Annotated in this window: 25 protein-coding genes, 8 pseudogenes and 1 other annotated feature; of the genes and pseudogenes, 12 read left to right on the top strand and 21 right to left on the bottom strand. The window is 51.1% G+C overall.

What is annotated here, in order from left to right; genetic code table 11:
* Window positions 1-74: 74 nt before the first annotated feature.
* Complete coding sequence (locus tag LJU29_RS23220) at window positions 75-671, bottom strand: recombinase family protein (protein WP_003381935.1); 597 nt, start codon at window positions 669-671, stop codon at window positions 75-77.
* A gap of 329 nt (window positions 672-1,000) precedes the next feature.
* Between LJU29_RS23220 and LJU29_RS23215 the strand changes: the two genes are divergently transcribed.
* Complete coding sequence (locus LJU29_RS23215; protein WP_054078085.1) at window positions 1,001-1,981, top strand: IS5-like element ISPsy2 family transposase; 981 nt, start codon at window positions 1,001-1,003, stop codon at window positions 1,979-1,981.
* Window positions 1,982-2,723: 742 nt separating this feature from the next.
* Window positions 2,724-3,803: an LD-carboxypeptidase gene (locus LJU29_RS23210; protein WP_054996845.1), complete on the top strand. Its 1,080-nt coding sequence runs from the start codon at window positions 2,724-2,726 to the stop codon at window positions 3,801-3,803.
* Window positions 3,804-3,843: 40 nt separating this feature from the next.
* Here the strand turns inward: LJU29_RS23210 and LJU29_RS29385 are convergent.
* Window positions 3,844-4,026, bottom strand: a pseudogene (locus tag LJU29_RS29385) (hypothetical protein).
* A gap of 103 nt (window positions 4,027-4,129) precedes the next feature.
* Between LJU29_RS29385 and LJU29_RS23205 the strand changes: the two are divergent.
* The 4 genes and pseudogenes from LJU29_RS23205 to LJU29_RS23190 all read left to right on the top strand — a co-directional run.
* Window positions 4,130-4,252 (top strand): annotated as a pseudogene (locus LJU29_RS23205) (recombinase family protein); the annotation flags it as partial.
* A gap of 315 nt (window positions 4,253-4,567) precedes the next feature.
* On the top strand, window positions 4,568-4,849 hold the full coding sequence (locus LJU29_RS23200; protein ID WP_257111235.1) for a hypothetical protein: 282 nt from the start codon (window positions 4,568-4,570) through the stop codon (window positions 4,847-4,849).
* A 1-nt stretch (window position 4,850) separates the two neighbouring features.
* A complete protein-coding gene (locus LJU29_RS23195; RefSeq protein ID WP_257111234.1) occupies window positions 4,851-6,059 on the top strand; it encodes an IS91 family transposase in 1,209 nt (402 codons plus the stop codon).
* 172 nt (window positions 6,060-6,231) lie between these two features.
* Window positions 6,232-6,333: pseudogene (locus tag LJU29_RS23190) on the top strand (IS5/IS1182 family transposase); the annotation flags it as partial.
* Window positions 6,334-6,494: 161 nt separating this feature from the next.
* On the opposite strand, the gene xopAF reads toward LJU29_RS23190, so the two are convergent.
* Together xopAF and LJU29_RS23180 are read right to left on the bottom strand one after the other, a co-directional pair.
* On the bottom strand, window positions 6,495-7,136 hold the full coding sequence (gene xopAF, locus LJU29_RS23185; protein ID WP_019740102.1) for a XopAF/AvrXv3 family type III secretion system effector: 642 nt from the start codon (window positions 7,134-7,136) through the stop codon (window positions 6,495-6,497).
* Between the two features lie 606 nt (window positions 7,137-7,742).
* Window positions 7,743-8,369 (bottom strand): annotated as a pseudogene (locus LJU29_RS23180) (IS91-like element ISPsy3 family transposase); the annotation flags it as partial.
* Window positions 8,370-8,796: 427 nt separating this feature from the next.
* Here LJU29_RS23180 and LJU29_RS23175 point away from each other — a divergent pair.
* Complete coding sequence (locus tag LJU29_RS23175) at window positions 8,797-9,192, top strand: CesT family type III secretion system chaperone (RefSeq protein ID WP_005748059.1); 396 nt, start codon at window positions 8,797-8,799, stop codon at window positions 9,190-9,192.
* A 12-nt stretch (window positions 9,193-9,204) separates the two neighbouring features.
* A complete protein-coding gene (locus LJU29_RS23170) occupies window positions 9,205-10,047 on the top strand; it encodes an AvrPphF family type III effector (RefSeq protein WP_146754870.1) in 843 nt (280 codons plus the stop codon).
* A gap of 215 nt (window positions 10,048-10,262) precedes the next feature.
* On the opposite strand, the pseudogene LJU29_RS23165 reads toward LJU29_RS23170, so the two are convergent.
* Window positions 10,263-11,486: pseudogene (locus LJU29_RS23165) on the bottom strand (IS3-like element IS51 family transposase).
* Window positions 11,091-11,207, bottom strand: a sequence feature (AL1L pseudoknot). Its footprint overlaps the pseudogene before it by 117 nt.
* Before the next feature lie 568 nt (window positions 11,487-12,054).
* Between LJU29_RS23165 and LJU29_RS23160 the strand changes: the two are divergent.
* Window positions 12,055-12,198, top strand: a pseudogene (locus LJU29_RS23160) (carbon storage regulator); the annotation flags it as partial.
* A 63-nt stretch (window positions 12,199-12,261) separates the two neighbouring features.
* Window positions 12,262-13,424 (top strand): IS3 family transposase gene (locus LJU29_RS23155; RefSeq protein ID WP_122320854.1). Its coding sequence is split into 2 segments (ribosomal slippage): window positions 12,262-12,517 and window positions 12,517-13,424, totalling 1,164 coding nucleotides; the frame shifts between segments, so codons are not numbered across the junction.
* A 106-nt stretch (window positions 13,425-13,530) separates the two neighbouring features.
* On the opposite strand, the gene LJU29_RS23150 is transcribed toward LJU29_RS23155, so the two are convergent.
* The 15 genes and pseudogenes from LJU29_RS23150 to LJU29_RS23085 all read right to left on the bottom strand — a co-directional run bounded on the left by LJU29_RS23150 (window position 13,531) and on the right by LJU29_RS23085 (window position 22,667).
* A complete protein-coding gene (locus LJU29_RS23150; protein WP_054077733.1) occupies window positions 13,531-13,806 on the bottom strand; it encodes a type II toxin-antitoxin system RelE/ParE family toxin in 276 nt (91 codons plus the stop codon).
* A complete protein-coding gene (locus tag LJU29_RS23145) occupies window positions 13,806-14,078 on the bottom strand; it encodes a CopG family ribbon-helix-helix protein (RefSeq protein WP_054077734.1) in 273 nt (90 codons plus the stop codon). The genes LJU29_RS23150 and LJU29_RS23145 overlap by 1 nt, the downstream gene beginning before the upstream one ends.
* Window positions 14,079-14,268: 190 nt before the next feature.
* Entirely contained in the window at window positions 14,269-14,529 is a 261-nt protein-coding gene (locus tag LJU29_RS23140; protein ID WP_257111233.1) for a hypothetical protein, read from the bottom strand.
* A 19-nt stretch (window positions 14,530-14,548) separates the two neighbouring features.
* Window positions 14,549-14,791 (bottom strand): hypothetical protein, encoded by a 243-nt coding sequence (locus tag LJU29_RS23135; RefSeq protein ID WP_057422558.1) that lies wholly within the window; start codon window positions 14,789-14,791, stop codon window positions 14,549-14,551.
* A 58-nt stretch (window positions 14,792-14,849) separates the two neighbouring features.
* On the bottom strand, window positions 14,850-15,110 hold the full coding sequence (locus LJU29_RS23130; protein ID WP_057422556.1) for a hypothetical protein: 261 nt from the start codon (window positions 15,108-15,110) through the stop codon (window positions 14,850-14,852).
* Window positions 15,111-15,339: 229 nt separating this feature from the next.
* Window positions 15,340-15,654: a hypothetical protein gene (locus LJU29_RS23125; protein ID WP_057422565.1), complete on the bottom strand. Its 315-nt coding sequence runs from the start codon at window positions 15,652-15,654 to the stop codon at window positions 15,340-15,342.
* A gap of 2 nt (window positions 15,655-15,656) precedes the next feature.
* Window positions 15,657-15,815, bottom strand: coding sequence for a hypothetical protein (locus LJU29_RS23120; protein WP_183137992.1), 159 nt, complete (start codon window positions 15,813-15,815; stop codon window positions 15,657-15,659).
* 5 nt (window positions 15,816-15,820) lie between these two features.
* A pseudogene (locus tag LJU29_RS29380) lies at window positions 15,821-15,901 on the bottom strand (TIGR03759 family integrating conjugative element protein); the annotation flags it as partial.
* 8 nt (window positions 15,902-15,909) lie between these two features.
* A pseudogene (locus LJU29_RS23115) lies at window positions 15,910-16,621 on the bottom strand (hypothetical protein).
* Window positions 16,622-17,010: 389 nt separating this feature from the next.
* Window positions 17,011-17,403 (bottom strand): DUF695 domain-containing protein, encoded by a 393-nt coding sequence (locus LJU29_RS23110; RefSeq protein ID WP_158500901.1) that lies wholly within the window; start codon window positions 17,401-17,403, stop codon window positions 17,011-17,013.
* 76 nt (window positions 17,404-17,479) lie between these two features.
* Window positions 17,480-18,544 (bottom strand): phosphoglycerate dehydrogenase, encoded by a 1,065-nt coding sequence (gene serA, locus LJU29_RS23105; RefSeq protein WP_057423211.1) that lies wholly within the window; start codon window positions 18,542-18,544, stop codon window positions 17,480-17,482.
* A gap of 62 nt (window positions 18,545-18,606) precedes the next feature.
* Window positions 18,607-19,521, bottom strand: a complete 915-nt coding sequence (locus tag LJU29_RS23100) for a DMT family transporter (RefSeq protein WP_057423210.1) — start codon at window positions 19,519-19,521, stop codon at window positions 18,607-18,609.
* 20 nt (window positions 19,522-19,541) lie between these two features.
* Window positions 19,542-20,231 carry an alanine--tRNA ligase-related protein gene (locus LJU29_RS23095; RefSeq protein ID WP_057423209.1) on the bottom strand — a complete coding sequence of 230 codons (690 nt, stop codon included), beginning with the start codon at window positions 20,229-20,231 and terminating at the stop codon, window positions 19,542-19,544.
* On the bottom strand, window positions 20,224-21,396 hold the full coding sequence (locus LJU29_RS23090; protein ID WP_005759855.1) for a PLP-dependent transferase: 1,173 nt from the start codon (window positions 21,394-21,396) through the stop codon (window positions 20,224-20,226). The genes LJU29_RS23095 and LJU29_RS23090 overlap by 8 nt, the downstream gene beginning before the upstream one ends.
* 20 nt (window positions 21,397-21,416) lie before the next feature.
* Complete coding sequence (locus LJU29_RS23085) at window positions 21,417-22,667, bottom strand: diaminopimelate decarboxylase (RefSeq protein ID WP_057423207.1); 1,251 nt, start codon at window positions 22,665-22,667, stop codon at window positions 21,417-21,419.
* Between the two features lie 579 nt (window positions 22,668-23,246).
* Here LJU29_RS23085 and LJU29_RS23080 point away from each other — a divergent pair.
* The gene (locus LJU29_RS23080) at window positions 23,247-24,227 is read left to right on the top strand and encodes an IS5-like element ISPsy2 family transposase (protein ID WP_257112852.1); all 981 of its coding nucleotides are present in this window, start codon (window positions 23,247-23,249) and stop codon (window positions 24,225-24,227) included.
* A gap of 146 nt (window positions 24,228-24,373) precedes the next feature.
* Here LJU29_RS23080 and LJU29_RS23075 read toward each other — a convergent pair whose 3' ends face one another.
* A complete protein-coding gene (locus LJU29_RS23075) occupies window positions 24,374-24,595 on the bottom strand; it encodes a hypothetical protein (protein ID WP_122389671.1) in 222 nt (73 codons plus the stop codon).
* 150 nt (window positions 24,596-24,745) lie between these two features.
* Here LJU29_RS23075 and LJU29_RS23070 point away from each other — a divergent pair, with 150 nt between their 5' ends.
* Window positions 24,746-25,831 carry a DUF3616 domain-containing protein gene (locus tag LJU29_RS23070; protein WP_054994785.1) on the top strand — a complete coding sequence of 362 codons (1,086 nt, stop codon included), beginning with the start codon at window positions 24,746-24,748 and terminating at the stop codon, window positions 25,829-25,831.
* The last annotated feature ends 164 nt before the right edge of the window (window positions 25,832-25,995 follow it).

Genomic DNA, 25,995 nt, shown 5'->3' with positions numbered 1-25,995 from the left:
GATTTCAAAATCCCACAATTTGCAGCCGCAGGCTGCCCTGTTCGGCGTCGGACAGGACACTGATCAGCTTGTTCTTATGGATCATCAGCAACTCTTCCGTAACCTTGCCTACCGACACGCGCCAGGGTTTCGATCAAGGTGGTGCGCTTAACACCGAAGTTACGGCACACGGCGGCCTTAGACATGCCATCGTTCAGCGCAGCAACGATGGCATCCAGCTTCTCACCGGTGATCGCCTGCGGCCGTCCGCCAATGCGACCGCGCCGCCGGGCGGCGGCCAGACCCGCGACGACGCGCTCCTGGATCAGCGCGCGTTCGTATTGCGCGAGCGCACCGAACACATGAAAAAGCAGCTCGCCAGACGCCGTGGTGGTATCCATGCCCTCGGTCAGCGAGCGGAACGCCACCTGTTTGTCCCGGAGCGAGGTCACGATGCTGAGCAGATGCGACAGCGAGCGACCGAGCCGATCCAGCTTCCAGACCACAAGTACGTCGCCGGGGCGAACGAATTGGAGCGCTTGAGCCAAACCCGTGCGGTTATCCTTAGTGCCGGAGGCGTAATCCTCAAACAGGTGTCGTGCATCGATGCCGGCACTGAGCAGCGCATCGCGTTGTAAGTCAGTGTTTTGCCTGTCTGAGTCCGACGACACGCGCATGTACCCAACCAACATAGACGAATAACCATCAAGAATAGGTTTCCGTATGGTAGCGGAATGCGACAGAGTTTTCCGCACATTTCTAGAGCGTCTGCACGATCATATTCGCCAGATGGTGGCCGGTGATACGATCGTTGGATTTACCGCTTCAGCGCGGTTCAATACAGGTTCATTCGCAGTTAATGCTGGTTGCCCCATCTGGTCAGTCGCAATTAATCCTGGTCAAAAACCGCGCTGATTGCAGGTTGGGGATTTTTCATTTTAAGGTTACACCTAGGGAAACTCTGAAAAAGACTTCCTAATTTGGCAAAATCTCCGGACACCAGTCGCCGAGCTTTTCGATGATGAAACAGATGACCTTCGCCGACGCCGAGTATGCCGGCAAGCGCAAGCAGACCCGTAAGGAATTGTTCCTGATCGAGATGGATCAGGTGGTGCCCTGGAAAGGTTTGATTGCCCTGATTGAGCCCTATTATCCAAAAGGAGAAGGTGGCCGGCCCGCCTACCCACTGATGGCGATGCTGCGTGTTCATCTGATGCAGAACTGGTTCGGCTACAGCGATCCGGCGATGGAAGAAGCGCTGTATGAGACGACCATCCTGCGTCAGTTTTCAGGCCTGAGCCTGGAGCGAATTCCAGACGAAACCACCATTCTCAACTTCCGTCGTCTGCTGGAAAAGCACGAGTTGGCGACCGGGATTCTCGGCGTAATTAATGGTTATCTGGGCGACCGTGGCTTGTCGTTGCGTCAAGGCACCATCGTCGATGCCACGCTGATTCACGCGCCCAGTTCGACCAAGAACAAGGATGGCAAACGCGATCCTGAGATGCATCAAACCAAGAAAGGTAACCAGTACTATTTCGGCGCCAAGGCTCACATCGGCGCCGACGACGAGTCAGGCCTGGTGCACAGCGTGGTAGTAACAGCGGCCAATGTGGCAGACGTCACGCAGGTTGCCAAACTGCTGCACGGCGAGGAAAACGTAGTCTGCGCCGACGCAGGTTACACCGGGGTCGAGAAGCGCGAAGAACACGCTGGGCGCAAGGTCATTTGGCAGATTGCCGCCCGCCGCAGCACTTACAAAAAGCACGGAAAACGCAGTATTTTGTACAAGGCGATCCGCAAAATCGAGAAGGCCAAGGCCCAGGTTCGCGCCAAGGTCGAGCATCCGTTTCGGGTCATCAAACGCCAGTTTGGCTATGAAAAAGTGCGCTTTCGGGGCTTGGCCAAGAACACCGCGCAGATGGTGACGTTGTTCGCCCTGTCAAACCTGTGGATGGCCCGCCGACATTTGTTGGCGAGCGCAGGAGAGGTGCGCGTGTAATGCAGGAAATGGTTACCGCAAAAGGCTTTGCAGCGGCCGAAAGAGCTAAAAAGCGAAGATAATTGAGCAAATTTCGACATGCATCGTTTTTTGAAAAGTGCTGAGGACTCGGTAGCCGGAAAACATCCGGCTACTTCAGACCTTCCTTTACACCCGTTGATTATGACTTTGCGTCGGGCAAAAGCCTCAGCGACTACGCCCTTGAGGCAAGTACGGCGTTTCCTTTTGCATCCGCCGGCTTTGATGGCAATGTGCTCAGGCTTGTTGCCAGCGATGTGGCAGGAGGGGAGCTTATCATTCACACTGACGCGGGAACTCAGGGGATCGGACTGAGGCTGAAGGTGAAAAACGCGAGAGGAAATGCCACTACCGGAGGGGATGCGAACGCACTGATTAGCAATGAATATGTCGATACCACAACGGTCGGTAACGGGGCCCTCATTATATCCGTCAGGTATGGTGAGACATTCGAATTCACGGGATACAGCCTGATTAACGGGTAGACTCCTGATCCGGGTTCCGGCACAGAACCCCTGAGTACCGGGGCTGTGCCGGAAGCTGGTAAACGTCAGCTGTTTTTTCAGTAAACCTGCCACCGCTGCCGCTTTACAGCCGTGTAAATAAAAGACCTGCGGTCCGTCGGAGAGTCTTTTTCAAATCTAAAAAAGTAGTGACCGTCCGCCGCGCAGCAGATGCCAGCGTAACAAAAACAGCGGCGAACATATTGTTAAGGAAGATGAATATGATTCAGATAAAAAGCACGGCATTTAAAGAAACCGCGCTCCTCGTTCTTGTGCTTTTCCTGTCCGGGTTTGCGACCACCTTACCACCGACCATTGTGAAGAAAACAGCTCCCCCGGCTGGGGTGCCTGAACGAAAAGTCTGTTCCGGTCAAAAAGGGACGGTATTCCTGATTGCAAGCTCGTCGCAATATGACGAGAACATCATCCCGGAGATTGAGACGGCGTTTTCCCGCCAGTGCTACGCGGTTGACAAACGATATCTCGACCAGAAGCCTACCAGGCTGGGTTACGTCAATACGGATGAAAAGCGGGCCCGGACCCTCATTAATGCTCTCAGTAATCGCAACGTGCACTACCTCTGGTTTGTCAGGGGCGGCTCGGGGGCGCTCAACCTTTACCCTGCCCTGCATGCAAGCCGACAGCGTATTTCAGCCTCAACGCCGAAAATCCTCATCGGCTTCAGTGACGTAACGGCCATTCACAGCTTTGTCAGTCATGAGCTGAACTGGCCAGGCGTGCATGGCGTGGTGGCGTCTTATAATAAAGAAATGCATGAGATTGATAACAGTAAAAAACTCAGTATGAACAACAGTCTGAATGAAGTCTTTGAGGCCCTGTCTCACGGGGTTAATTACACCGGCATCGAGCCGATGAACCGTCAGGCAGCAAAAACAGTGAGTGGTAAACTGGATGGCGGGAACCTGACCCTGGTTCAGTCTCTGTTTTCCACTGTCTATGAGGGCAGCTATTCAGATAAAATTATGATGCTGGAAGATACGGGGGGAACTCCTGAACAGCTTGACCGCACCTTGCATCAGATAGAGTACAGCCGGAAATTTCACCCACGCGGTGTTATTTTTGGTCAGTTTTACGGCCTGAATGCCAGCGACGAAGAAAAAACGCTTTACCGGTATGTGATAAAACAGTTCGCCGGGCGCGTTAACTATCCGGTTTATTATTACCCGGAATTCGGGCATGGTGAAACTAATCAGCCATTTATTCTGGATCATCAGGCCAGTATTTTATGCAACAACCTGTCCCGGTTGTGCAGCCTGACACAGACTCCTGTAAATGAATAACCTGCATGGGGTCGGTTCCGGCTGGGGGCGAAATGACACCTTAAGCCGTTTCGCGATGCCTGCGCACGATGTCAGTGACGGTGTTTTTGCTGATACCCAGATATCGGGCGATCTAGCATTCAGGTGTGTGCAGGGTGAACGTCAGCTCGTCAGACGGGAATTCCGGAGAGCCCCAGAGCAGTGAAATGAAGAGCTTGATGTGCCGCCCGAGCTCCTGGCGCATATCTTTACCGGTGGGCTGGGCGCACGTATTCTGACTGGCGAATATCTCTGGCCCAACGGCGAAAAGCTTAGGGTGTCATTTCGCCCCCAGCCGGAACCGACCCCAAATAGCGCGTGACGACTTCGAGGACCGGCGAGAGCGACAGCGCCAAGGCATAGACTTGGCCAAGTGCGCCGGTCGATACGCTGGGCGTAAACCGAACACCAAAATGCATGGACTGGTCCTCAACGCTCAGGCGATCGCGCAGATGAGGTACGTGAAGCCCTGACAGGGGGAAGGTGCGTCCGCACCTAGGCTTCGCGGTGAAATAACCTGCATTAACGCTTTCTGATAGGGATTTTCACTGCATATGTAACGCCTCAGCGTCTTACTACGCATCGCTATGAAGGCATGACGCCTCCGTCATAGCGTCAGCCTGATGCATAGGCATTTTGAAATTCCTATGCATGAACTGGGCAGCCTGCGGCTGCAAATTGTGGGATTTTGAAATCGGTTATCATAGCCGAAATCGAGTCGATCCCTCCTCAGCACAGGCTTACACATGGCGTCAGAGACCAAAAAACGTAAACGGGCGAGCCGGGCAAAAGCCAAGGCAAAGCAGACCCGTCTCCAACGCGCCGGGCATACCACCTTCGTTCCCGATACCGACTTTTTCTTCGATATCAATCCTTTCGGTAATGTCGATCTTTGTAGTTGCTGCCAGACAACGTATCTGAACGACATGTTTCCCGACGCTTCTTGCGTAAGCGTTTCGATGAGAGAAGGGCCAGGCGGATTGGCCATCACCGCCGTCATTCACCACGATGAGGAGCCGCCCTGCTGACGTGGCCTCTGCACCGCCTGCTTACAAACCTCGACCGCTCAAAAACCTCTTCACGGCCAACGGCTGCTGGGCAGATTTGCTGGAGGCCGGCGGTCTGCGCCAAATCGAAGTGGAGTCGATCAGCAAAATGCTCGCCTGCGGCACCTCGATACTGGGCGTCAAACACTACACCTGCGCCAATGAGCATTGCCCACACGTCAAATACCTGTGCAACACCTGCCATTGCCGGGCCTGTCCTTCCTGCGGCAAAAAGGCCACCGACCAGTGGATCGCCGTGCAAAACAACCGTCTGCCCGACTGCCCCTGGCAGCATCTGGTGTTCACGCTGCCCGACACGCTGTGGTCCCTGTTCTTCTACAACCGCTGGCTGCTCGATGCGCTGTTTCGTCTGGCGGCCGATAACCTGATCTACACCGCCAAGCGGCGCGGTTTGCGCGTCGGGATTTTCGGGGGGCTGCACACCTATGGCCGGCGGCTCAACTGGCATCCCCACGTCCACCTGTCGGTGACCGCGGGCGGCCTGGATGAGCAGGGCGTCTGGAAAAATCTGTCGTTCCACAAAGAGGCCCTGCGGCGGCGCTGGATGTGGCTGGTGCGCGATTACCTGCTGGGACAGCCGCTTTCGCAATTGACGATGCCGCCGCAGCTGGCCCACATCCACTGTGAAAGCGACTGGCACCGTCTGATACTGACCGCTGGCGGCCAGCACTGGCACATCCACTTGTCGAAGAAGACGGAAAACGGGCGAAAGACCGTCAATTACCTGGGCCGCTACCTGAAAAAACCGCCCATCTCGGGCAGTCGTCTGGCGCATTACACCTCCGGAGCCACGTTGAGCTTTACCTACCTGGATCACCGCACGCAGACCTATCAGCAGGAAACGCTGAGCCAGGCCGACATGCTGCGCCGGGTGGTGCAGCACATCCCGGAAAAGCATTTCCGGATGATCCGGTATTTTGGTTTTCTGGCCAATCGGGTGTGTGGGAAATACCTGCCGAAGGTGTATGAAGCATTGAAGATGGCGACGCCAGGACCGACACCGAAGCTGTATTTTGTGCAGATGGCCAAAGCCTTTCTAAACGTCGATCCGTTCCGTTGCGTGCTGTGTGGCGCGCGGATGGTATACACGGCGGCAATCAGCGGGCTGACGGTGCAGGGACTGGTCCTCAACGCTCAGGCGATCGCGCAGATGAGGTACGTGAAGCCCTGACAGGGGGAAGGTGCGTCCGCACCTAGGCTTCGCGGTGAAATAACCTGCATTAACGCTTTATGATAGGGATTTTCACTGCATATGTAACGCCTCAGCGTCTTACTACGCATCGCTATGAAGGCATGATGCCTCCGTCATAGCGTCAGCCTGATGCATAGGCATTTTGAAATTCCTATGCATGAACACCGCGCAGATGGTGACGTTGTTCGCCCTGTCAAACCTGTGGATGGCCCGCCGACATTTGTTGGCGAGCGCAGGAGAGGTGCGCGTGTAATGCAGGAAATGGTTACCGCAAAAGGCTTTGCAGCGGCCGAAAGAGCTAAAAAGCGAAGATAATTGAGCAAATTTCGACATGCATCGTTTTTTGAAAAGTGCTGAGGACTCGGTAGCCGGAAAACATCCGGCTACTTCAGACCTTCCCTAGTGTTGGTTTAGTTAGCCAGTCACCAAATGTTTTATAAAGTGAGTCGAGTTGTCATCTAAAATAACAGCGCCCAGCAGAGTGTCAGAAGTTCTGTTTGCGCAGGTCTCGTCGAACTCTAGAGGAATCCCTTCATCTGCAAATAGCTGTTTCAATGCATCCGCCGTGCTAACTGAAAAATCACCCTCTCTATCCCCACCATGCATGGCGACACGCATTGTCAGACCCTGTGCTCTGGCATTTTGCAGATAATCGCGTATAGACGCTAAAACCTCTTCTGGCACAAGGTCTTCGTGACAAAAAGGGAGCAGATGGAATACGCGGACCTGCGCGCCCCGCATACGTTCACCCGTGTCAGCATCCACGTTTTCTGCAGCACAAGCAACAGCAATACAAGCAGTCATGTTATCTGTGACAACAGGCATGTTTATTTGACTCGTGCCAGCACTGTATAGATGCCGAGTCCCTTCGTCGTTGGGTGTAAGGCCGTTGAACCCCGCCACTTTGACAGTAGTGGTTCTGTCGATCTGAAAGCTGTAATCCAAACCTGTTTTAGAGTGATAGACACGGACCCACGGGAATGTAGATTCACTGCGATCCTTTATTGCATTGCCACTGTGCCGTCTTTCTGCTTGATAAGCGTCTAAAGAAACCATTTTAAGGGTATAATTTCCACCACGTCGTGCAAGTTGAAAATGAGAGAACTTTGCAGGACGTTCATTCACCTCGTCTGATGCTCTGTAGCTCGTAGACGCGGGTTGATGACCAAAAGTAGGCCTGGTGTTCGGAGAACTTGCAGAAGTTTCCAAGTTTTCACGATAGTTACTACTAGACGGTCTTGAAATACATAGTCCCATAACAATTATCTCTTTAGAATAGGGTTAAACTCTTAGATCATCTGTAGCTCATAGTGAATTTCGATGCAGAAATAGTTGCGCTGCCAAGTCTTCGCTCTCGCCTAAACCGCCGCCTAGATGCATTCGTGGCGGATCTGTGTACCCACCAAAATAAGCGCCAGATGACCCTGCTCTGCTGATACCCACCATATGCTGATTTTCTCCGCTTACGGGCTTGCAGGAAACTGAACCTGCAAAACAAAAATGGGTGGTAGCGGGCAAGAAAAAGTTCCATCTTGATGCATAGGCATTTTGAAATTCCTATGCATAAGGTCTGTCGCTTTCGTCGAGACCGCCGCCTGGATGTACTCGTGGTTGGACTTGGCACTGGGTGACGGAAATTTCTGGGATTCCGGCTTACAACCCCAGGTACTGGCGTACATTCCACATCCAGCGCCGACGCAAGGCTGATGGATGAAACGACAGATCTTTCCAGACACCTGCGTCATCGATCCCACCCAAGGTGACCGAGACATGGATGTGTGGGTGCCAGTTAAGTCGCCGGCCGTAGGTGTGGATGGCGCAGAAAACACCCACCTCCACGCCCCGGCGTCGGCCCGCATAGAGCAGGTTGTCGACGGCCAGGCGACACAAGGCATCGAGCCAGTGACGGTTATGAAAGAACAGCGGCCACAGGGTGTCAGGCAATGTGAACACCAGGTGTTGCCAGATACACTCGGGTAAGCGGTGCTGTTGATTGGCGATCCACTGATCGGTAGCTTTTTTGCCGCAGGATGGACAGGCGCGGCAACTGCAGGTGTTGCACAGGTATTTGACGTGCGGGCAGCTGTGGTTGCCGCAGGTGTAGTGTTTGACGCCCAGGATCGAGGTGCCGCAGGCCAGCATTTTGGTGACGGACTCGACTTCGATGTCGCGTAAGCCGCCCTCCTCGAGGAGGTGTGCCCAGCACTGGTTAGCGGTGAAGAGGTTTTTGAGCGGTCGAGGTGTGTAGGCTGGACTCATCTGAAGCAGCGGTGGGTAAGCAGGCTTCATGATGATCAATAATGGGCCTCATGACAAAGCTCAAATCCATGTTTCTGCTGCTACGCGATCGTAAGAACGGCCGATTTGCAGCCGCAGGCTGCCCTGTTCTTAACGTGTCATTTCGCCCCCTGCCGGAACCGACCCCGTCATGGGCGGGAAGCCAGTACTGGTGCGGATTGACGCCAAACACTGATGTCCGATGCTGCCGCGCCAAGCGCGAAGATGGCACCTTTCCATGGGTAAAACGTGTATGTAAAACCATGTCGGGTAGACGAACCAGCCGGAAACCTAGCCTCAGACGTTTTCCGACGGAATTTTCGGCGGTTCTGGCTTACACCCCCGTATAGGAGTTATTGAAATTCCTATACATGAACAGTTGGTGGAACTTCAATAGGGTGTCGTACCACTCAGATGGCTCAATATCTAAGGGGACCCCATGAAAAATTCATTCGACCGCTTAATCGATGGGCTCGCAAAAGACTATGGCATGCCTAGTTTTCCTGAGAAGAAACATGAGCACGAAATTTATTGTTTTGAATTTAATACCGGAATCTCAATCAAAATTTACCAAGACAAATTTCGCTGGGTGTATTTCGCGGCCGAAATCGGTCAGCTCCATAAAGCTGATGCCGATACGTTGATGAGTATACTTTATCTCAACAGTTTCAGTTTTAGAAAGCCTTTCTTTACACTGGGTTTGAATAACCAAAAAATTGGAGAGTTACATGCGCGTACCCCTTTACTGGAGGTTGATAACGTCCAGATGCGAGAGGTTTTTGAGAACTTGCTAGGCGTAGCAGCTGAAATTAAAAAAATGTTCGATTTTAATTGAGAGGTGTTGTTTGTGGGTAATATTTGTGGTACTTCCGGCTCCCATTATGTATATAGTCCGCCAGTAAGCCCTCGACATGTATCGGGTTCGTCCACACCGGTGCACAGTGTAGGCGGTCAAGGCCTAACCTCGGTGTATCAACTTTCCGCTGAGGCACGAGATGATTTTCTTGATCGCTTTGACCCAATGCGAAACCTGGGTCTGAACTCGGAAACGCCGCTTTACAGGACCACGGATACCAGCTGGCGCAATGTTATTGCGCAAGTAAGAAATCCTGACGAAGATCCGCGCATCGACTATCTGCTGACAATGGCAGAAGAAATTTACAAGGCATCAAGCACTTTTAGAAAAAGAATGAACGCAGTTGCGGGCGAAGGTGGTGTCACGATAAGGATCGTGCCAGACAGTGAGATCGGCCATTCCTTTGGGCATGCCGCAACAAGACCGGCAACTCGGTCTATTGCCTTGACAGAGACAACAGCAAGCAACGTTCAAGGAAGCCACTATCAATCTCTCAATATATTATTGGTTGAACTCTCAAACCTGAGCCGGGCCAATGAAATTACGGAGAACCGTTCCAGTTTCCAGCAGGGACGAATAGGTCAGCGGCGCGCGGCTCATAACGCCGAAAGAGCAGAGTATGGAACGATCGAAGACATGGTCAAATATTTTACGGAGGCTCGACCTGTCATAGAATCACTAGGCTACGGGAATCCGTCGATGTGGTACGCCGCACACGACTACGGCGGCGGAATCGTGCCAGCATACCGATCATTCGAAGATTACTACGCAACAGCGCTTTCAAGCGGCCATACTGACGTTCACCTTAACAACTATTCTCGGTCTGATGAATAGCTGCGTTGGAAGTCGCGGGTGATCGTGGACACCAAGGGCTTCCCCATTGAGCACAAGCCCAATAGTTTCTGTTTGACTCCGCTGCATGTGCCGGATCGACGGAAAGAAGGTGAAGGACTGCGGTACTACAAACGGTCATCTTGACTCGGGTAAGCGGTGCTGTTGATTGGCGATCCTGAACCGCCCCGGGTTTCTCGGAGACCCTTTTGTTTGAGTCATGCCACGTGGGCAGACTCGGTGAGTTGCTGATAATAGATGGCTTCTGCCTCGACCGGTGGAATATGACCGATTGGCTCCAGCAGGCGGCGGTGATTGAACCAGTCCACCCATTTCAGCGTTTCCAGCTCCACCGCCCCCCGTGTGGGCCAAGAGCGTCGATGAATCACTTCAGCCTTGTAAAGACCATTGATGGTCTCAGCCAAGGCATTGTCGTAAGAGTCACCGACACTCCCGACCGATGGCTCAATACCGGCTTCGACAAGACGCTCGGTATAGCGAATGGACACGTACTGCACGCCACGGTCACTGTGGTGAATGAGTCCACCCTGCTTGACTGGGCGACGGGCGTAAAGGGCTTGCTCCAGTGCATCGAGTACAAAATCGGTACGCGCTGAACTGGACACCTTCCAACCGACGATGAATCGGGCAAAGACATCAACGATGAAGGCCACGTAAACAAAACCCTGCCAGGTACTGACGTAGGTAAAGTCCGATACCCATAGGGCGTTCGGGCACTCAGCCACAAACTGACGGTTGACATGATCCTGCGGGCACGGCCTGGCTTGGTCGCTGACCGTCGTCTTGACAGGCTTGCCGCGTACCACGCCTTGCAGGCCCAGCTCTCCCATCAGGCGTTGCACCGTACAGCGGGCGACTTGCTGGCCTTCACGCAGCAACTGTCGCCAGACCTTGCGCACGCCATATACATGGAAGTGCTCATCCCAGACTCGCTGGATGTGCTCACCCAGTTCCTGGTCACGCTGCGCACGCGCTGACTGCTGGCTGGGGTCAGCCTGCTGAGCAGCGTACCGGTAGTACGTCGACGGGGCGATTGGCAACACCTTGCAAATCGGCTCGACCCCTTAAGACTGGCGGTTTTCATCAATAAACGTCTTCATCGTTTGAATGGGCGGTCGAGCTCCGCCTGGGCAAAATAGGCTGAGGCCTTACGCAAGATCTCGTTAGCTTGACGCAACTGACGGTTCTCACGCTCCAACAGCTTGACTCGCTCACGTTCGACTGTGCTCAGCCCATCACGCTGGCCGCTGTTGCGCTCAGATTGGCGAACCCACAGCCGTAATGTCTCGGGCGTGCAGCCGATCTTGGGGGCAATGGCACTGATGGTGGCCCACTGCGACTCGTACTCAGGAAGGTGTTCGAAAACCATCCTGATGGCCCGCTCACGGACCTCTGGGGGAGTACTTCGGTAGTTTTTTCATCGCTCCATCCTCTCAAAGGTTGGAGTCTCCGAGAAACCCGGGGCGGTTCATTCTGCTTTGCCTTGGCTTTTGCCCGGCTCGCCCGTTTACGTTTTTTGGTCTCTGACGCCATGGGTAAGCCTGTGCTGCCCTGTTCATGCTTTTGTTGATACAAGTCAATGACAGGGGCTCTTGGTTTTGTGCTTGTGGAACCTAATGGGTATGAACGCCAACCAAAGGCTGCGTTACCTAAAAATCACGAGAAAAGACAAGTCAACATTAGCAGAACTTAACTTTCTCCCCGCAAAAAGGCACGGAATGTCTTATGAAGCTTTCAATTGCATGCATTGGAGCGCTTATTTTTGGAGAGTTTCTGCTTGAAATTGGCCTTCCCACTACTGACCATGTGCTTGTTAAAGCGGGGCTTTTGGCGCTTAGCGCGTCAATTGCACTCTTCCTGGCGGAATTGGGCTTGGCGGCCATGAAGGTTCTTCGTGACCAAGCATGTCCAGCCGCTACACCGCTTGGCCGAATCAGTAGAGGCTCGTCCATGTCCGCCTCCAGGCAATCAATAAGAAAGGAAAGCGCTATGCTTGTTCTGACTCGCCGTGAAGGTGAAAATATTCTGATTGAGGATGGGATTCAGATCCAAGTCCTCGCTATTTCAGAGTTCGATCAGATTGTGCGTATCGGGATTGAAGCACCGAAAGTCGCCATTGTTCAATGCAGAGACTGTAGTGGTCTAATGGTTCCGGACACTCATTTAGGCGAGAATATCGCCAGATAGAGGTGTCTGATGACCAAACAACGCCGTACCTTTTCCGTTGAATTCAAACGCGAGGCCGCAGGCCTCGTGCTCGATCAAGGCTATAGCCATATCGAAGCCTCCCGCTCGCTTGGGGTGGTCGAATCTGCGCTGCGTCGCTGGGTCAACCAGCTTCAACAAGAGCGCAACGGTGTCACTCCACAGAGCAAAGCCCTCACGCCCGAGCAGCAAAAAATCCAGGAGCTCGAAGCCCGGATCGCCCGTCTTGAGCGGGAGAAATCCATTTTAAAAAAGGCCACCGCGCTCTTGATGTCGGAAGAGCACGAGCGCATGCGCTGATTGATCAGCTCAGTGTCCATGAGCCAATCGAATTGCTGTGCGAAGTGTTCGAGGTACCTCGCTCGTGCTACTACAACCATTGCCTGCGGCGTCGGTCTCCAGACGCCGAGCGGGTTCGTTTACTTAGCCGAGTCAATGAGCTGTTCGGGCAAAGTCGAGGCGCTGCCGGCAGCCGCAGTATCGTGTCGATGATGCAGGCGGATGGCGAGCAAATCGGTCGGTTCAAGGTGCGTAGCTTGATGCGGGAGCTGGGATTAATCAGCAAGCAACCAGGCTCGCATGCTTATAAAAAAGCAACAGTGGAGCGGCCTGACATTCCGAACATTTTGAATCGGGAGTTCGATGTACCCGCGCCCAATCAGGTCTGGTGTGGCGACATCACCTACATCTGGGCGCAAGGAAAATGGCATTACCTGGCGGTGGTTATGGATCTTTACGCGCGTCGGGTGGTGGGCTGGGCGTTTTCGAACAAACCGGATACGGACTTGGTGATCAAGGCGCTGGACATGGCTTATGAGCAACGCGGCAAGCCTCAGGGCCTGCTGTTTCATTCCGACCAGGGCGTCCAATACGGGAGCCGACAGTTTCGCCAGCGGCTTTGGCGATACCGCATACGCCAGAGCATGAGCCGCCGGGGTAATTGCTACGACAACTCGCCGATGGAGCGTGTGTTCCGCAGCTTGAAAACTGAGTGGATACCGACCGTGGGCTACATGACGGTCCAAGAGGCTCAGCGGGATATCAGTCATTACCTGATGCATCGTTACAACTGGATTCGGCCACACCAGTTCAATGATGGAATGGCGCCCGCTCAGTACGAGAAAAACCTTAACGTCGTGTCCGGGATCAGTTGACCACTACAAGGTGCGTGTAGCTGGGGAGCCTAGAGAATTCGGAAAAAATCGTACGCTAAGGTTTTCCGATCAGTCGCAGACCCGCCAGTTGATGTGTTCCGTTGCTCTATCGATCTTCGCGGCTGTGCCATAGGCGCAGCAGGTAGATAGTGGAATCCGCTATCTCGTAACGCATTTCGTATTGGCCGATCTGAATTCGGCGTACGTCCCTTGGCTCGAACTCCTCTAGACGTTCGCCAATGCGCGGATTAGCCAGCAGCGTGGTAGGTGCGGTGGTGAGTTGCTGCACTGCTCGTGCTGCGGCAGGTTGATTCGCCAAGGCCAGAAACTCGTATAGCCGGGTAATGTCGGAAAGCGCCTTGCTTGTCCACCTCAATTCCATCAGCGCGGCACCGCCAACGGAGTGTCGGTGCTAAGACTATCAGCCCAGGCCTGGACAGCTTGGTGGTCAACAACACGGCCAGCGTCGACATCAGCCAAGGCCTCACGGGTCAGGCGACTACGTTCTTCTTCCTGGTCTATCCAAGCAGACAGGGCTTGCTTGACGATCCAATTCTTAGAGCGCTCCAGACGCTCAGCCATTAAATCGACTTTTTCTGCCAGTTGCACCGGAACGTGAGCTGTGACGGATCGGGTTTTGGCGGTGGTTGCCATATGCGGTTAGTCCTGATTCAGTTCGATTAAAATATAATCATAGTTAATAATAGCGTGTCGTCAAGTGTGCTGTCAGTTTGTGCTATACCTCAAACGGGCGTCAGGCGGGGACTCAGCCAATAACCCCCGAGCATCGGCATGCGCCCAATCTACGGCAGGCGATGGCCCGCACGGCGGCGGGCTTTTCCCCCTACTTTTCCCACTTGTTGTCCAAGACAGCGGCTACCCAGCATTTCGCGCCGTTACATTCATCACCGCCTTCGGCAATGAAAATGTGATCTGTTTCATTCACAGCGTATACGCCTGGGCTCTCATCGCTCGCATCACGCAAGGAATCCTTCCAGCCGTACACCGCGCCCTGCCAGATGAGCACGACGCCGCCACAGTGATCCTGGTTAGCGTTCCGCCATTTTCTGGCAGTTGCACGAAGCGCTTCACTAATATTAGTCACGGCTGATTTTCCTAGTCAGTTACCGCGCCTGGCGAACGCGTTCGCAGACGACACCCAGCAAAAGCTGGCCCTGCAGCGTGTAAGTTGCCGAGACGCTAGAGCGCTCCGCTTCATCCGCAGCGTTCAGGCCACCATTTTTTAGAGCTTTCGCGTCAAGAGCCTTCCAGCGTTCCAAGGCCTGCTCGATATGTGCCAAGTCGGCGGCTAAGTCGGTCAGATCAACCAGCAACGGCGCGGCGGTAATGGACGTTTTCTCGGTCATGGCTACAATTCCTAGACCTTGTATGCAAATCGACTCAGGTCGCTATCGAAGTAGGGGTTCATTGGTCCAGTCTCTGGATTTTATTCTTAACCAACCCGTGGAAAAAATGACAAATCCCGCAGATGGCTGCCATCAGCATGATGAGCGGTGTCCAGCCTTCGGCAATGGCTTTTTGGTCCACTGGTTGTTCGGCGGCTAAACCCAACATAACGATGGCCACCATCGCGAAAAAAACTAGTGCGCCGCAGAAGAATGCAGATTTACACGCTTTGCGTAGCTTTGCCTCGACTATCAGTAGGTGGGCATTTTCGTTGCTCATAGCTTCATCCTTTTGAGTTCTTGTTCCGTTGTTCGTGGAGCTGATGGTGGACAGGGTGACTTGTCGTCCTAGTTATCAGCAGCCACCAAGCCCCTGGGCGCGGTAGCCGATTTTCCTACGCTGATTCAGTTCTCTCAAAACCGCCTGTTCCAAAGCCTCTTTCCCGGCGTGGTCGTACTGCCGCGAATACCGGCGCTTAACCAGCCAGGACAAGGGGCCGGCTGCAAATTTATTTGGCCGAGCTGACTGATACCAGCTCGATGTACCTGTATTTCTTGCGAGCGATCTTCAACGCATCCATTTCAGCCTGAAGGTGGCTAAGCGTATCGGCCTCGTGGGTGATCAGCTCTGTCTTGCCTTCATACTCATTGCCTACACGCAGCGTGACTGTCAGTTTGGGTACAGAATTCTTGGCCGTCTTCCGCCGATCAACTGAATGCTCAGGCCTTCTGACCAAAGCATGCGCTTGAGCCTGTGGGGTCGCTGAATGTCCGGCAGACCCGCTAGAGCCGAACAGTGCTTTCCGCATTTCTTCTTCGGTCATATTCATTCCGGCTTCCATAAGTACCCGAGCACAAATTCTTCGGCGACCGTGACGATGACAGTGTTAGGCATCTTGCGCACCCGCTCGACCATTTTCTCGATCTGCGCGTGGACCTGCGCTATCAGCTTGGGATCATCCTGTTCGATCTGGATCAGAGGCATGGTGGGGTTGCAGCGTTGGCCATGCCAGCTGCTGTGATCAGGATGACTCCCGTCAGTGTGAACATTCGCAGGTTGTAAACGGTCATGTGAACCTCTAAGGGCGCAGAGGCAGAATGCGGGTTGAGCCGTTGATGCTGAACAGGGCGCGGGAGTCATCCAGGCTGTTGAGCTGCCAGTTGCTCCCCCGCAACCATGTCGCCCGGGCGTACCAGATTCAGCTGACTCAACTGAGTGCTGCCAGGCGGGGCAACTGACAAGAAACGTTCCCCTCCGCGATACTCCACACCCACGACCGAAAACGGTGGAGGTGCATCTGGAGCTTTGGTTTGTGCTGTTGTTTTGCGGGAGGGGGATGGAGTCTTTGGCTTGGCTGCAGTGATTTGGACAGATGCTGGTTTAGCCGCACGCAGGTCCTGGAGTTTCACCTGCAGCTCCTCGATCCGAGCGCCCATGACCACAACTTCTTGCATCGAGGCACCCCGCTGGGCAGCGTCCTTCGCCGCCTCCTGCACCTGCTTCAGGAGTGCTTGAACGGCATCGATTCGGTTGGACAGAGCCTGCTGGCCGGCCCTGAAATCATCGATGGTCACGGACTTCAGCTGGCTGGCGGCATCGAGCCGGTCATCCACGCCATTGATGCGTTGGGTGATGGCGTTGACGGTTTCCAGGTTTGCAGCTGATTCAAAACCTGTTTTCAGGTGGAGAATCTGCCACTGCTGTTAGATCAGCACGCCGATCAGGACGATCAGGGCCAGGATTTGCAGTACGGTGGCGCGGGAAAGAGAAGGGCGCAGTGGCAGCTTCATGGAGGACCTCACTCAAGATGTGAGGCACGTTCGCAAAAACAAAGATCTGAAGCAGCAGGAAACCGTATTTCAGTCGCAATGGGTTTTCACTGAGAAGCACCACAATCCACTTTCGCGACGTTCTGACCAGCTACGGGGATGACGATCGAGAACCACAGGTTCAACTGAAACTTGGCCAAAGCCAAAATGGCAGCGACTGTTTGATCGCCTCAAAATACCGGAAGCGTAAGTCAACCGTATCATGTTCAGACAGTTGAATGAGAACCTATGCATCACGTAGCACTTTGACATGATCGCAATAGGTTCTGCGATAATTACGACATTAGCTCTGTTATGTGAGGATTTGGAAAAATATTTTTATATAGAGTATAGGTTTTGACCAAGCAATCTCAATCTCCAAAAAAATCAATGGAGTTCGGATGAGACGTAGATTTAACTGATCTTAAAATAAGTTTTTCAGAAAAATCTTTCTGGTTAGCAACATAATATCCAAGCTCTCCTACTCCGTTACCTATACGGCTATAGATAAACTGAAACTTTCTACTAGGGATCGTCGACAAAAGTGAGTTATTGAATTCGGTCATGGCACCTAAAATCTGTGGCGACGGCATGCCGCTTTCATTTTCGAGCCTATAGTTCCAGGCGACTACTACACGAACAGTCAGATCATCGGATTTGATCTGGTCTATCGCAGCGCGGGGCTTGAAATATAAAACTTTTTTTCCACTTTCAAATACCTCACCTACGACGTCTGAATCGAGAACATCGCTATATTTTCTCACAAAGGCCTCGTTAAGAAGTTTTCGCACTCAATGTTACTAAGCATCTATCGTGTGCTGACAAAAGCCAATAGGCACATCAATTTAATGCCTCTGTCCCGATGTCTTGAAGGAGAGGTAAGATTTGATGGCGACAAATCTGCTCAGCCCATGAAAGAGTGGCGTGATTAATAGGTGTGATATTGGCATTGCTATCGCAATATGCTGCAAGCTTAGAAGCCACTTCGAGGCCAATATTAAACTGCGCTTCAATTGTGGACCCCCCTATATGAGGAGTGAGGATAACATTGTCGATCCCTTGAAGAGGTGAGACAAAGTCATCTTCGCTGCTGAGCGGTTCTGTAGGGAAGACATCAATAGCGGCTCCGCCCAAGCTGCCGGACTTTAGTGCCTGGACAAGACACGGAATATCTACAAGACTGCCGCGAGCGGCATTTATAATCATAGCCCCCTTTTTCATGACGGCAAACTCGCCTTCGCCCATTATAAGGTGCGTCTCAGGAATGTCAGGAACATGCAGACTGACGATATCCACAAAGCTTAACATTTCGTGCAGTGTGGACACCTTTTTTGCATTCCCAATTGGCAGTTTAGCTACGACATCATAAAAGTAAACATCTAGGCCCATTCCCTCTGCCAAAACAGAAAGCTGTGAGCCTATAGCACCATACCCAACAATCCCTAATTTCTTTCCGCGAATTTCATGAGAGTTAACAGCTCCTTTTAGCCATCCCCCGGAGTGACAGCTAGAATTTTTCTTGATCAAACCTCGCATGAGAAAAATAATCTGACCAATGACTAACTCCGCAACTGATCGTGTATTGGAATGAGGTGCATTGAAAACTGCAATTCCTTTTCGACCGGCTGCGTCAAGATCTACCTGATTCGTACCTATACAAAAACAGCCTACCGCAATCAGATTATTAGCACAGCACAGTATCTCTTCACTGATAATGGTTCGAGAACGTATGCCAACAATGTGGACCTCAGAGATTTTATCTTTCAGTTCATCCTCACTGACAGACGAAGCACAATATTCCACATTCGAAAATCCCGCATTTTTTAAAAAAGACACGGCTGATTTATGGATGCCTTCCAGAAGAAGAAACTTCACATCACTTTTCTTTAACGGCATGTTGCTCATATATAATCCCTTATAAAGATTCGCGTAAAATTATTTTCTACTTCATAGACCCTAGCTTGAAGTTAGCCAGTGGATGAACCTGATGCCTGTGCAGGCAGCGTTTCGTTTTTATTTGAACCGCCTGAAGAAAGTATAATCAGAGATGTAAGTATCATAGCTGCTCCAACGGTTGACAGTAGGGTCAAGTGCTCGCCTAGAAAAATATATGCAAACAACGATGCAATCAAAGGGTCACACGTTTCGATAATTTGAACCACTCCCGCAGGTACTCTTTTAGTAGCCTGCAGCGTGAAATAAAACCCTCCAATAGTCGGAAAGATTGCCAACGCGCTAACGGCCGGAAGAGCGTCAATGGGGAGGTAAAGTTTATCACTGTACCAAGCTGGACCTAGAAGCATTAAGCCACCCAGCATAAACAACCACCAAACAAGCCCTAAACCATTCGATAAAGAAAAGTACCTTGAGAAAAAAATAAACAGTGCATACCCAAGGCCTCCCAATAACGCTAGAGATGTTCCTATGCCAACTGTGGGATCTTCTGATTTCCCCAGAAGCATGATAGCGACACCCACCATGCAAAATAGCAGTGCAAATCCTCTCGCTAAGCTCAGTCTCTCATTAAGAACCAATACTCCCAGGATCACAGTTACAATTCCCGGAACATAGATCATAAAAGCGGTCATTGGAACGTCAGCTATGGAAAATGCCCATGTTTCAAAGAAGTAAAGCGTAAATACGCCTAGTAGCGCCAATAGAAACACTTTCCAAAATGATTTTCTAAGCGCCCAAATATCTTTTCTTATCTTGGGAGCAATCAGAGCAAGCGCTGAGAGAACACAAAAGCCTATCAGGGTTTTATAAAACGCGACGCTTGCGAATGAGGCACCAAAAGAAAATGCGAATTTATTTAGCACTCCGATAGAAGCGTTTAGAGTGGCGGCGGTCAATGCAAAGACAAATCCTATTACATAAAACATCTTGCCATACCTTACTGTGGTCATCGTTCAACCAGTGTAGTTTCGATACGCTCTAAACCACGCCCTTGATTTTTACGTTTTAATGACACGCGCCCAATATGCCTGGTTGAGGGTGGGTGCGTCCCACTGCACATCGTTTTAAACGGGCCGCACTTCCAGTACTTTATATCGTTCTCCAACCAAGTTTCTATGGGGTAGTCAAGAGAAATAAACTCATTTATCTTGCATTCGATCAATGCTAGCTGGTCAGCCGTTAGTCTCGATGCAGTATTGTAGTCGGAACGGTCTTTTATTTCGTTAACATATGATCCAACTCGTTCAAAACCGCTGATCTCCGCGAATAAAAATTCTTCCATAATATGGCTTGCCGAGTGCAGGGCTTCTATTTTTCTACGTCGTAAAATATCAACTGCTCCGACAATCGAGGCACCAACTTCGAGGTGAGAGGTATCGCCATCAACATAATGCACGATAATTCCATTCACGCTTACCTGACTTCCATTTACGACCTTGGTGTCCGCAAGCTCGAGTTCCACTCGAGCTACTGAGATACCGTCCAAGGTTCCCCTATCCGAAACCTGCCCTCCTAACTCTGGATAGAAAGCGCTTCTATCCAGGACGATACGGTTAGCGTCCAGTTCCTGAACTGTGGCAGTAAATTGATGTTGTTCAGGGTGAGCATCAAACAACCTCAGCGTTCTGTCACTCATCAGCTGGTACTGCTAATGCTTGATTGAGGTCTTCTATTATTTCATCAACGTCATCGATGTAGCCCAACGCCAATCGAACGGTACCATAGGAAACGCCAATATTATCCAGCTCTTCTTTACTATATTCAAAATATGTAAAATAGGTGCTTTGTTCAACAAGCGTCTGTGGCGCTCCAAAATTAGATGCCATATAAGGCTTTTTGAGTCTGTCAACAAAGTCAGCCGTCTTCTGTTCATTAATGGGCAGAGTAAAAGTAATAACTCCGCCATGACCATTTAAGTACTTTCTGCCAAGGTCATAATGAGGGTGAGTTTTCAAACCCGTATAAAGTACGCTTTCAACTTTCGGATGAGTTGCTAGGAACTGGGCAACTTTCATGCCCATTTTGTTTATAGCTTCCACTCGTAAACGCAGTGTATGAAGACTGCGATTTAGTTGGCTAGCTACGTAACCATCTGCGATCGCACCTGTTGTATCACGGTACCAAGTAATTTTATCAATTAGCTCCTTCTTCCCGGTGACGAGACCTGCCATGATATCGCCGTGTCCGTTTAGATACTTAGTAGCACTGAAAATTGCCAAATCAACGCCCCATTTTAATGCGTAAAAATTAGGAGGCGGAGAGAATGAACTATCCATGGTGATGACTACGTCTGGAGATAACGCTGCTCTAACAGCCTCTATATCGATCAGATACATGTGGGGCGAAGATGGCATCTCCAAATGCACTAATTTGATATCATGTTTCTGAGAGAGTTCTCGAACCCCAGCCACAAATTTTTCAGGGTTAATTATTGATAGCTCATGAGCTATAACGCCCAAGCCAGGCAAGATTTTGAGAAATATATTCCTCACCTGCCTGTAGCATTCAGCTGGAAAAATGACATGATCACCAGCTTTTAAAAGCGATATAAAAGCAGTGAAATGCGCAGCCATGCCAGAAGCAAAAAGCAGTGTATCTTCCGAGTTGTTAATCTCGGTCAATCGATTTTCAACATGCACCCATGTAGGATTATTATACCTGCCATATCGCCCTACGGATATGGACCTATCATGCAAGCCTTTTTTTACCTCATCTTTACTAGTGAAGTAGTAAGAGGCATTAGAGTAAACAGGAATGTTAATGCTGTTCTGGTATGCATCGGATGGTCTGATTTTAGGCATGACTTAAATCCTTTTTAAAATTAAAAATCCAGTGTTGCAAAAAGGTCGGACGTTTGTTCTCGCCGACGAATCAGCTCTAGCTCGAAATGCTCTCCTTTGGAGCGCATTAAGACTTCTGGGGACTTCGTCTTGCCGTTATAACTGAACCCCATGGAGTAGCCGTGTGCACCAGTATCATGGATGATCAATAAATCGTCACGACTACACCTTGGCAACTCCCTGTCGATGGCAAATTTATCGTTATTTTCACAAAGAGACCCTGTTACATCACACTTGATTAGTTCTTTGCTGTCATTTAAAACAGTCACATGATGATAGTCTTTATAAAGCGCAGGCCTCATGAAGTCAGCCATTGATGCATCAACGCCCACAAAGCGCTTATGCTTACTAGTAACGTGTCGGACTTTGGTCAACAACACGCCAGCAGGTCCGGTAATGTATCTACCGTTTTCCATATATATATCGGGGGTGATACCATCTTCACTATGAAAATATTGGGTATAAAGCCTGCCTACCTCTGATCCGACTAAGTCAATATCAATTTCCGAATCTGTGGGATGCTGCGGTATACCTAAGCCTCCACCTAAATTAATGAATTCTATATCGATAGATAGGTGTTCGCTAATTCTTTTAGCTAGGTCAAACATTATTCTTGCTGTTTCGATGAAAAAAGCTGCATTTCTTTCATTCGAGGCCAGCATAGTATGAAGGCCAAACCGTTTTACGTTTCTCTTCTTCATCGCAGCAAAGCAGTGAAAAATCCTATCGTCGGTAATGCCAAATTTAGACTCTTTAGGAGAGCCGATGATCTGGTTGCCTTGTCTTTCTTCACCTGAGCTATTAGGTAGGTATCTGAAACTTACCAGTTCCGGTTTTATCTCCAATACATCGAGGCGAGTAATGTGTTCATAGTCATCTATATTTAAAATGGCGCCCATGCTACAAGACTTTACGAACTCTTCGTCAGGAGTATTATTCGAGGTAAACATAATGTCTCGCCCCCTGATACCCAATCTTTCACACAGCTCCAATTCTGCAGCTGAGCTACAATCCATACCCATCCCTTCTTCTTTCAATATCTGCATGATTCGAGGGTTAGGGGTTGCCTTTACGGCAAAGAAATTCTTAAAGTTTTTTACGCCCGCAAAAGCTTTATTCAGCTTTCTCGCCCGCTGCCGAATTAGGTTTTCATCGTACACATGGCACGGTGTACCAAAGTCTTGTGAAACTTGGTCAAGGCAATTTCTATCAAAAATATTTAACTCGCTCATTGCTATTCCGTCAGTCGATTGTTGTGTGCCATTGATACAAGTTGGAACTGGAATCATCATGCTTGAACTAACAAATCTACCCTGGCAGAAATAAAAGCTGAGGGCACATTAAGGTCGGCAAGCGTCCAGCCTTCGCATAGGTTAATATGCGGGTATCAAGTAATATGATTGAGTTATGCTCAGGATGAGCAAAGGCTAAAAATTCAAGATTGCTACTCCATCAGCGTTATATCATAGGCAGTCATTTAGCTTCTATATTAAAATTCATGTGACCAGGCCTGTCAACAAAAAAAGCTACTCCTCTGTGTGTCCATTGTGTGTTTGAAAATTGGAAATTTAACTAGTATAAAAGCTCAATATATTCAATGGGTTACTGAAATTTTCGGCCGCTATTCCGCTTTTGAATGACACCTGTATTCTGCTTTCTGTTAAACAGCTAGCTTTTTGATATCTGTTGTCTGATAACGTAGGATTTGTCTGAAAAGCCGCTTTGGATTAAATTGTGCACCTAGGGAAACTCTGAAAAAGACTTCCTAATTTGGCAAAATCTCCGGACACCAGTCGCCGAGCTTTTCGATGATGAAACAGATGACCTTCGCCGACGCCGAGTATGCCGGCAAGCGCAAGCAGACCCGTAAGGAATTGTTCCTGATCGAGATGGATCAGGTGGTGCCCTGGAAAGGTTTGATTGCCCTGATTGAGCCCTATTATCCAAAAGGAGAAGGTGGCTGGCCCGCCTACCCACTGATGGCGATGCTGCGTGTTCATCTGATGCAGAACTGGTTCGGCTACAGCGATCCGGCGATGGAAGAAGCGCTGTATGAGACGACCATCCTGCGTCAGTTTTCAGGCCTGAGCCTGGAGCGAATTCCAGACGAAACCACCATTCTCAACTTCCGTCGTCTGCTGGAAAAGCACGAGTTGGCGACCGGGATTCTCGGCGTAATTAATGGTTATCTGGGCGACCGTGGCTTGTCGTTGCGTCAAGGCACCATCGTCGATGCCACGCTGATTCACGCGCCCAGTTCGACCAAGAACAAGGATGGCAAACGCGATCCTGAGATGCATCAAACCAAGAAAGGTAACCAGTACTATTTCGGCGCCAAGGCTCACATCGGCGCCGACGACGAGTCAGGCCTGGTGCACAGCGTGGTAGTAACAGCGGCCAATGTGGCAGACGTCACGCAGGTTGCCAAACTGCTGCACGGCGAGGAAAACGTAGTCTGCGCCGACGCAGGTTACACCGGGGTCGAGAAGCGCGAAGAACACGCTGGGCGCAAGGTCATTTGGCAGATTGCCGCCCGCCGCAGCACTTACAAAAAGCACGGAAAACGCAGTATTTTGTACAAGGCGATCCGCAAAATCGAGAAGGCCAAGGCCCAGGTTCGCGCCAAGGTCGAGCATCCGTTTCGGGTCATCAAACGCCAGTTTGGCTATGAAAAAGTGCGCTTTCGGGGCTTGGCCAAGAACACCGCGCAGATGGTGACGTTGTTCGCCCTGTCAAACCTGTGGATGGCCCGCCGACATTTGTTGGCGAGCGCAGGAGAGGTGCGCGTGTAATGCAGGAAATGGTTACCGCAAAAGGCTTTGCAGCGGCCGAAAGAGCTAAAAAGCGAAGATAATTGAGCAAATTTCGACATGCATCGTTTTTTGAAAAGTGCTGAGGACTCGGTAGCCGGAAAACATCCGGCTACTTCAGACCTTCCTTAGCCCTTTGGCTGTGCAGCGGCCCATTGGATATAAGCGCTTTCGATCAACCACGTAGCATCAGCGGCTGTGGGTACAGGATTGAGCGCTATGTGAGCCAGCTTTTTTTCTATCCACGTCAGCAGTGCGGTACGCCCTGCTGGACAAGGCATTAGATCACGCTCCAAATGGTTGGTAAGCTCTGAGATAGCCACATCGCGCTCGGCACTTTTTGCAGTCATCGCAATTTTCCTATGCATGGACCGAGGCATTGCCCTCTGAAGCGGTGGGTGTAGCATTACGGAGACAGCGCGGCTGGCCGGGGTCTACGCCCCCGCAGCGCAGCATGTCGGCTTGTCACCCTGTCAACTTTATCTGAAAGGAGCATACTCATGCGTAAACGTACTGCGCTACTGCGTTTTGATCCAGCGCTTGCCTCATTGCGCGATGGCATTTCGGCAGTTCAACGGATTGGTACCACGCTCTGGATCGCCAACGATGAAACCACGAGCCTTGAACGGCTGACCGTTAGAAATGCTACGCGAGGCGAGGTGATATGTGATGAGCACCGATCATTTTCACTAATCAAGTATTTAAAGTTACCTCTACCAAAGTCGGATGCGGAGATCGATATCGAGGGGCTGGCCTATGATCACGGCACGGGTTACCTCTGGCTGGCCGGCTCACATAGCCTGAAACGCAAGAAGGCCAAAGCCGACGATTCCTCGCAGAAGAACATCAAGCAGCTATCGACGGTAGAGGCGGATGGCAATCGTTATTTGTTGGCCCGCATCCCGGTGGTTCAGGAGGGCGACAGCCATGTACTTACCAAAAAGGTGGATACCGATGCTAGAACAGCAGCACAGCTAAACGGTAACGAATTCGGCAATGACTTGATCAAGGAAATTGCAAAAGACGATCAACTGAAAGACTTTCTGCTGATCCCGAGTAAGGACAATGGTTTTGACATCGAAGGGCTGGTAGTCATCGGCTCGCGCCTGTTGTTAGGGTTGCGTGGTCCGGTACTCCGCGGTTGGGCCATCGTGTTTGAGATCGAGCCCGAACTGAGCAAGGACTCGACTGATACGCTGGTGCTCAAGAAGATTGGTCCAGATGGGCGCAGATACCGTAAACACTTCTTCGAGCTGAATGGCCTGGGTGTGCGTGACCTGTGCATCTCTGGTGACGACCTGCTGATTCTGGCGGGTCCGACAATGGAGCTGGACGGTCCGGTAAAAGTCTTTCGCTGGCACGGTGGCTTTGCCGAAGAAGAAAGCGTGATTTTCTCGGACCAATTGGAGATCGTGATGGAGGTGCCTTTCGGGCAAGGCGTCGATCATGCCGAGGGCATGTGCATCTTTGGCACCGGAGAACAGGCCGGTGATGAGCTGTTGATTGTTTACGACGTTGCCGCGCAGCGTCGCAAGCTTGGTGACACAGATGTAGAAGCGGACTTGTTTACGCCAAATCAGCTTTAAAGACTTGGCGAAATCGGGGTTTGGGGAGCAACGGAACCGTAAACGCACTTAAGACGTGGTTAGGGAAGGTCTGAAGTAGCCGGATGTTTTCCGGCTACCGAGTCCTCAGCACTTTTCAAAAAACGATGCATGTCGAAATTTGCTCAATTATCTTCGCTTTTTAG

Origin of the sequence: Pseudomonas ficuserectae (genome assembly GCF_024584585.1) — a bacterium.
GTDB lineage: Bacteria > Pseudomonadota > Gammaproteobacteria > Pseudomonadales > Pseudomonadaceae > Aquipseudomonas > Aquipseudomonas amygdali.
This window is presented reverse-complemented; position numbering and strand designations above follow the sequence as displayed.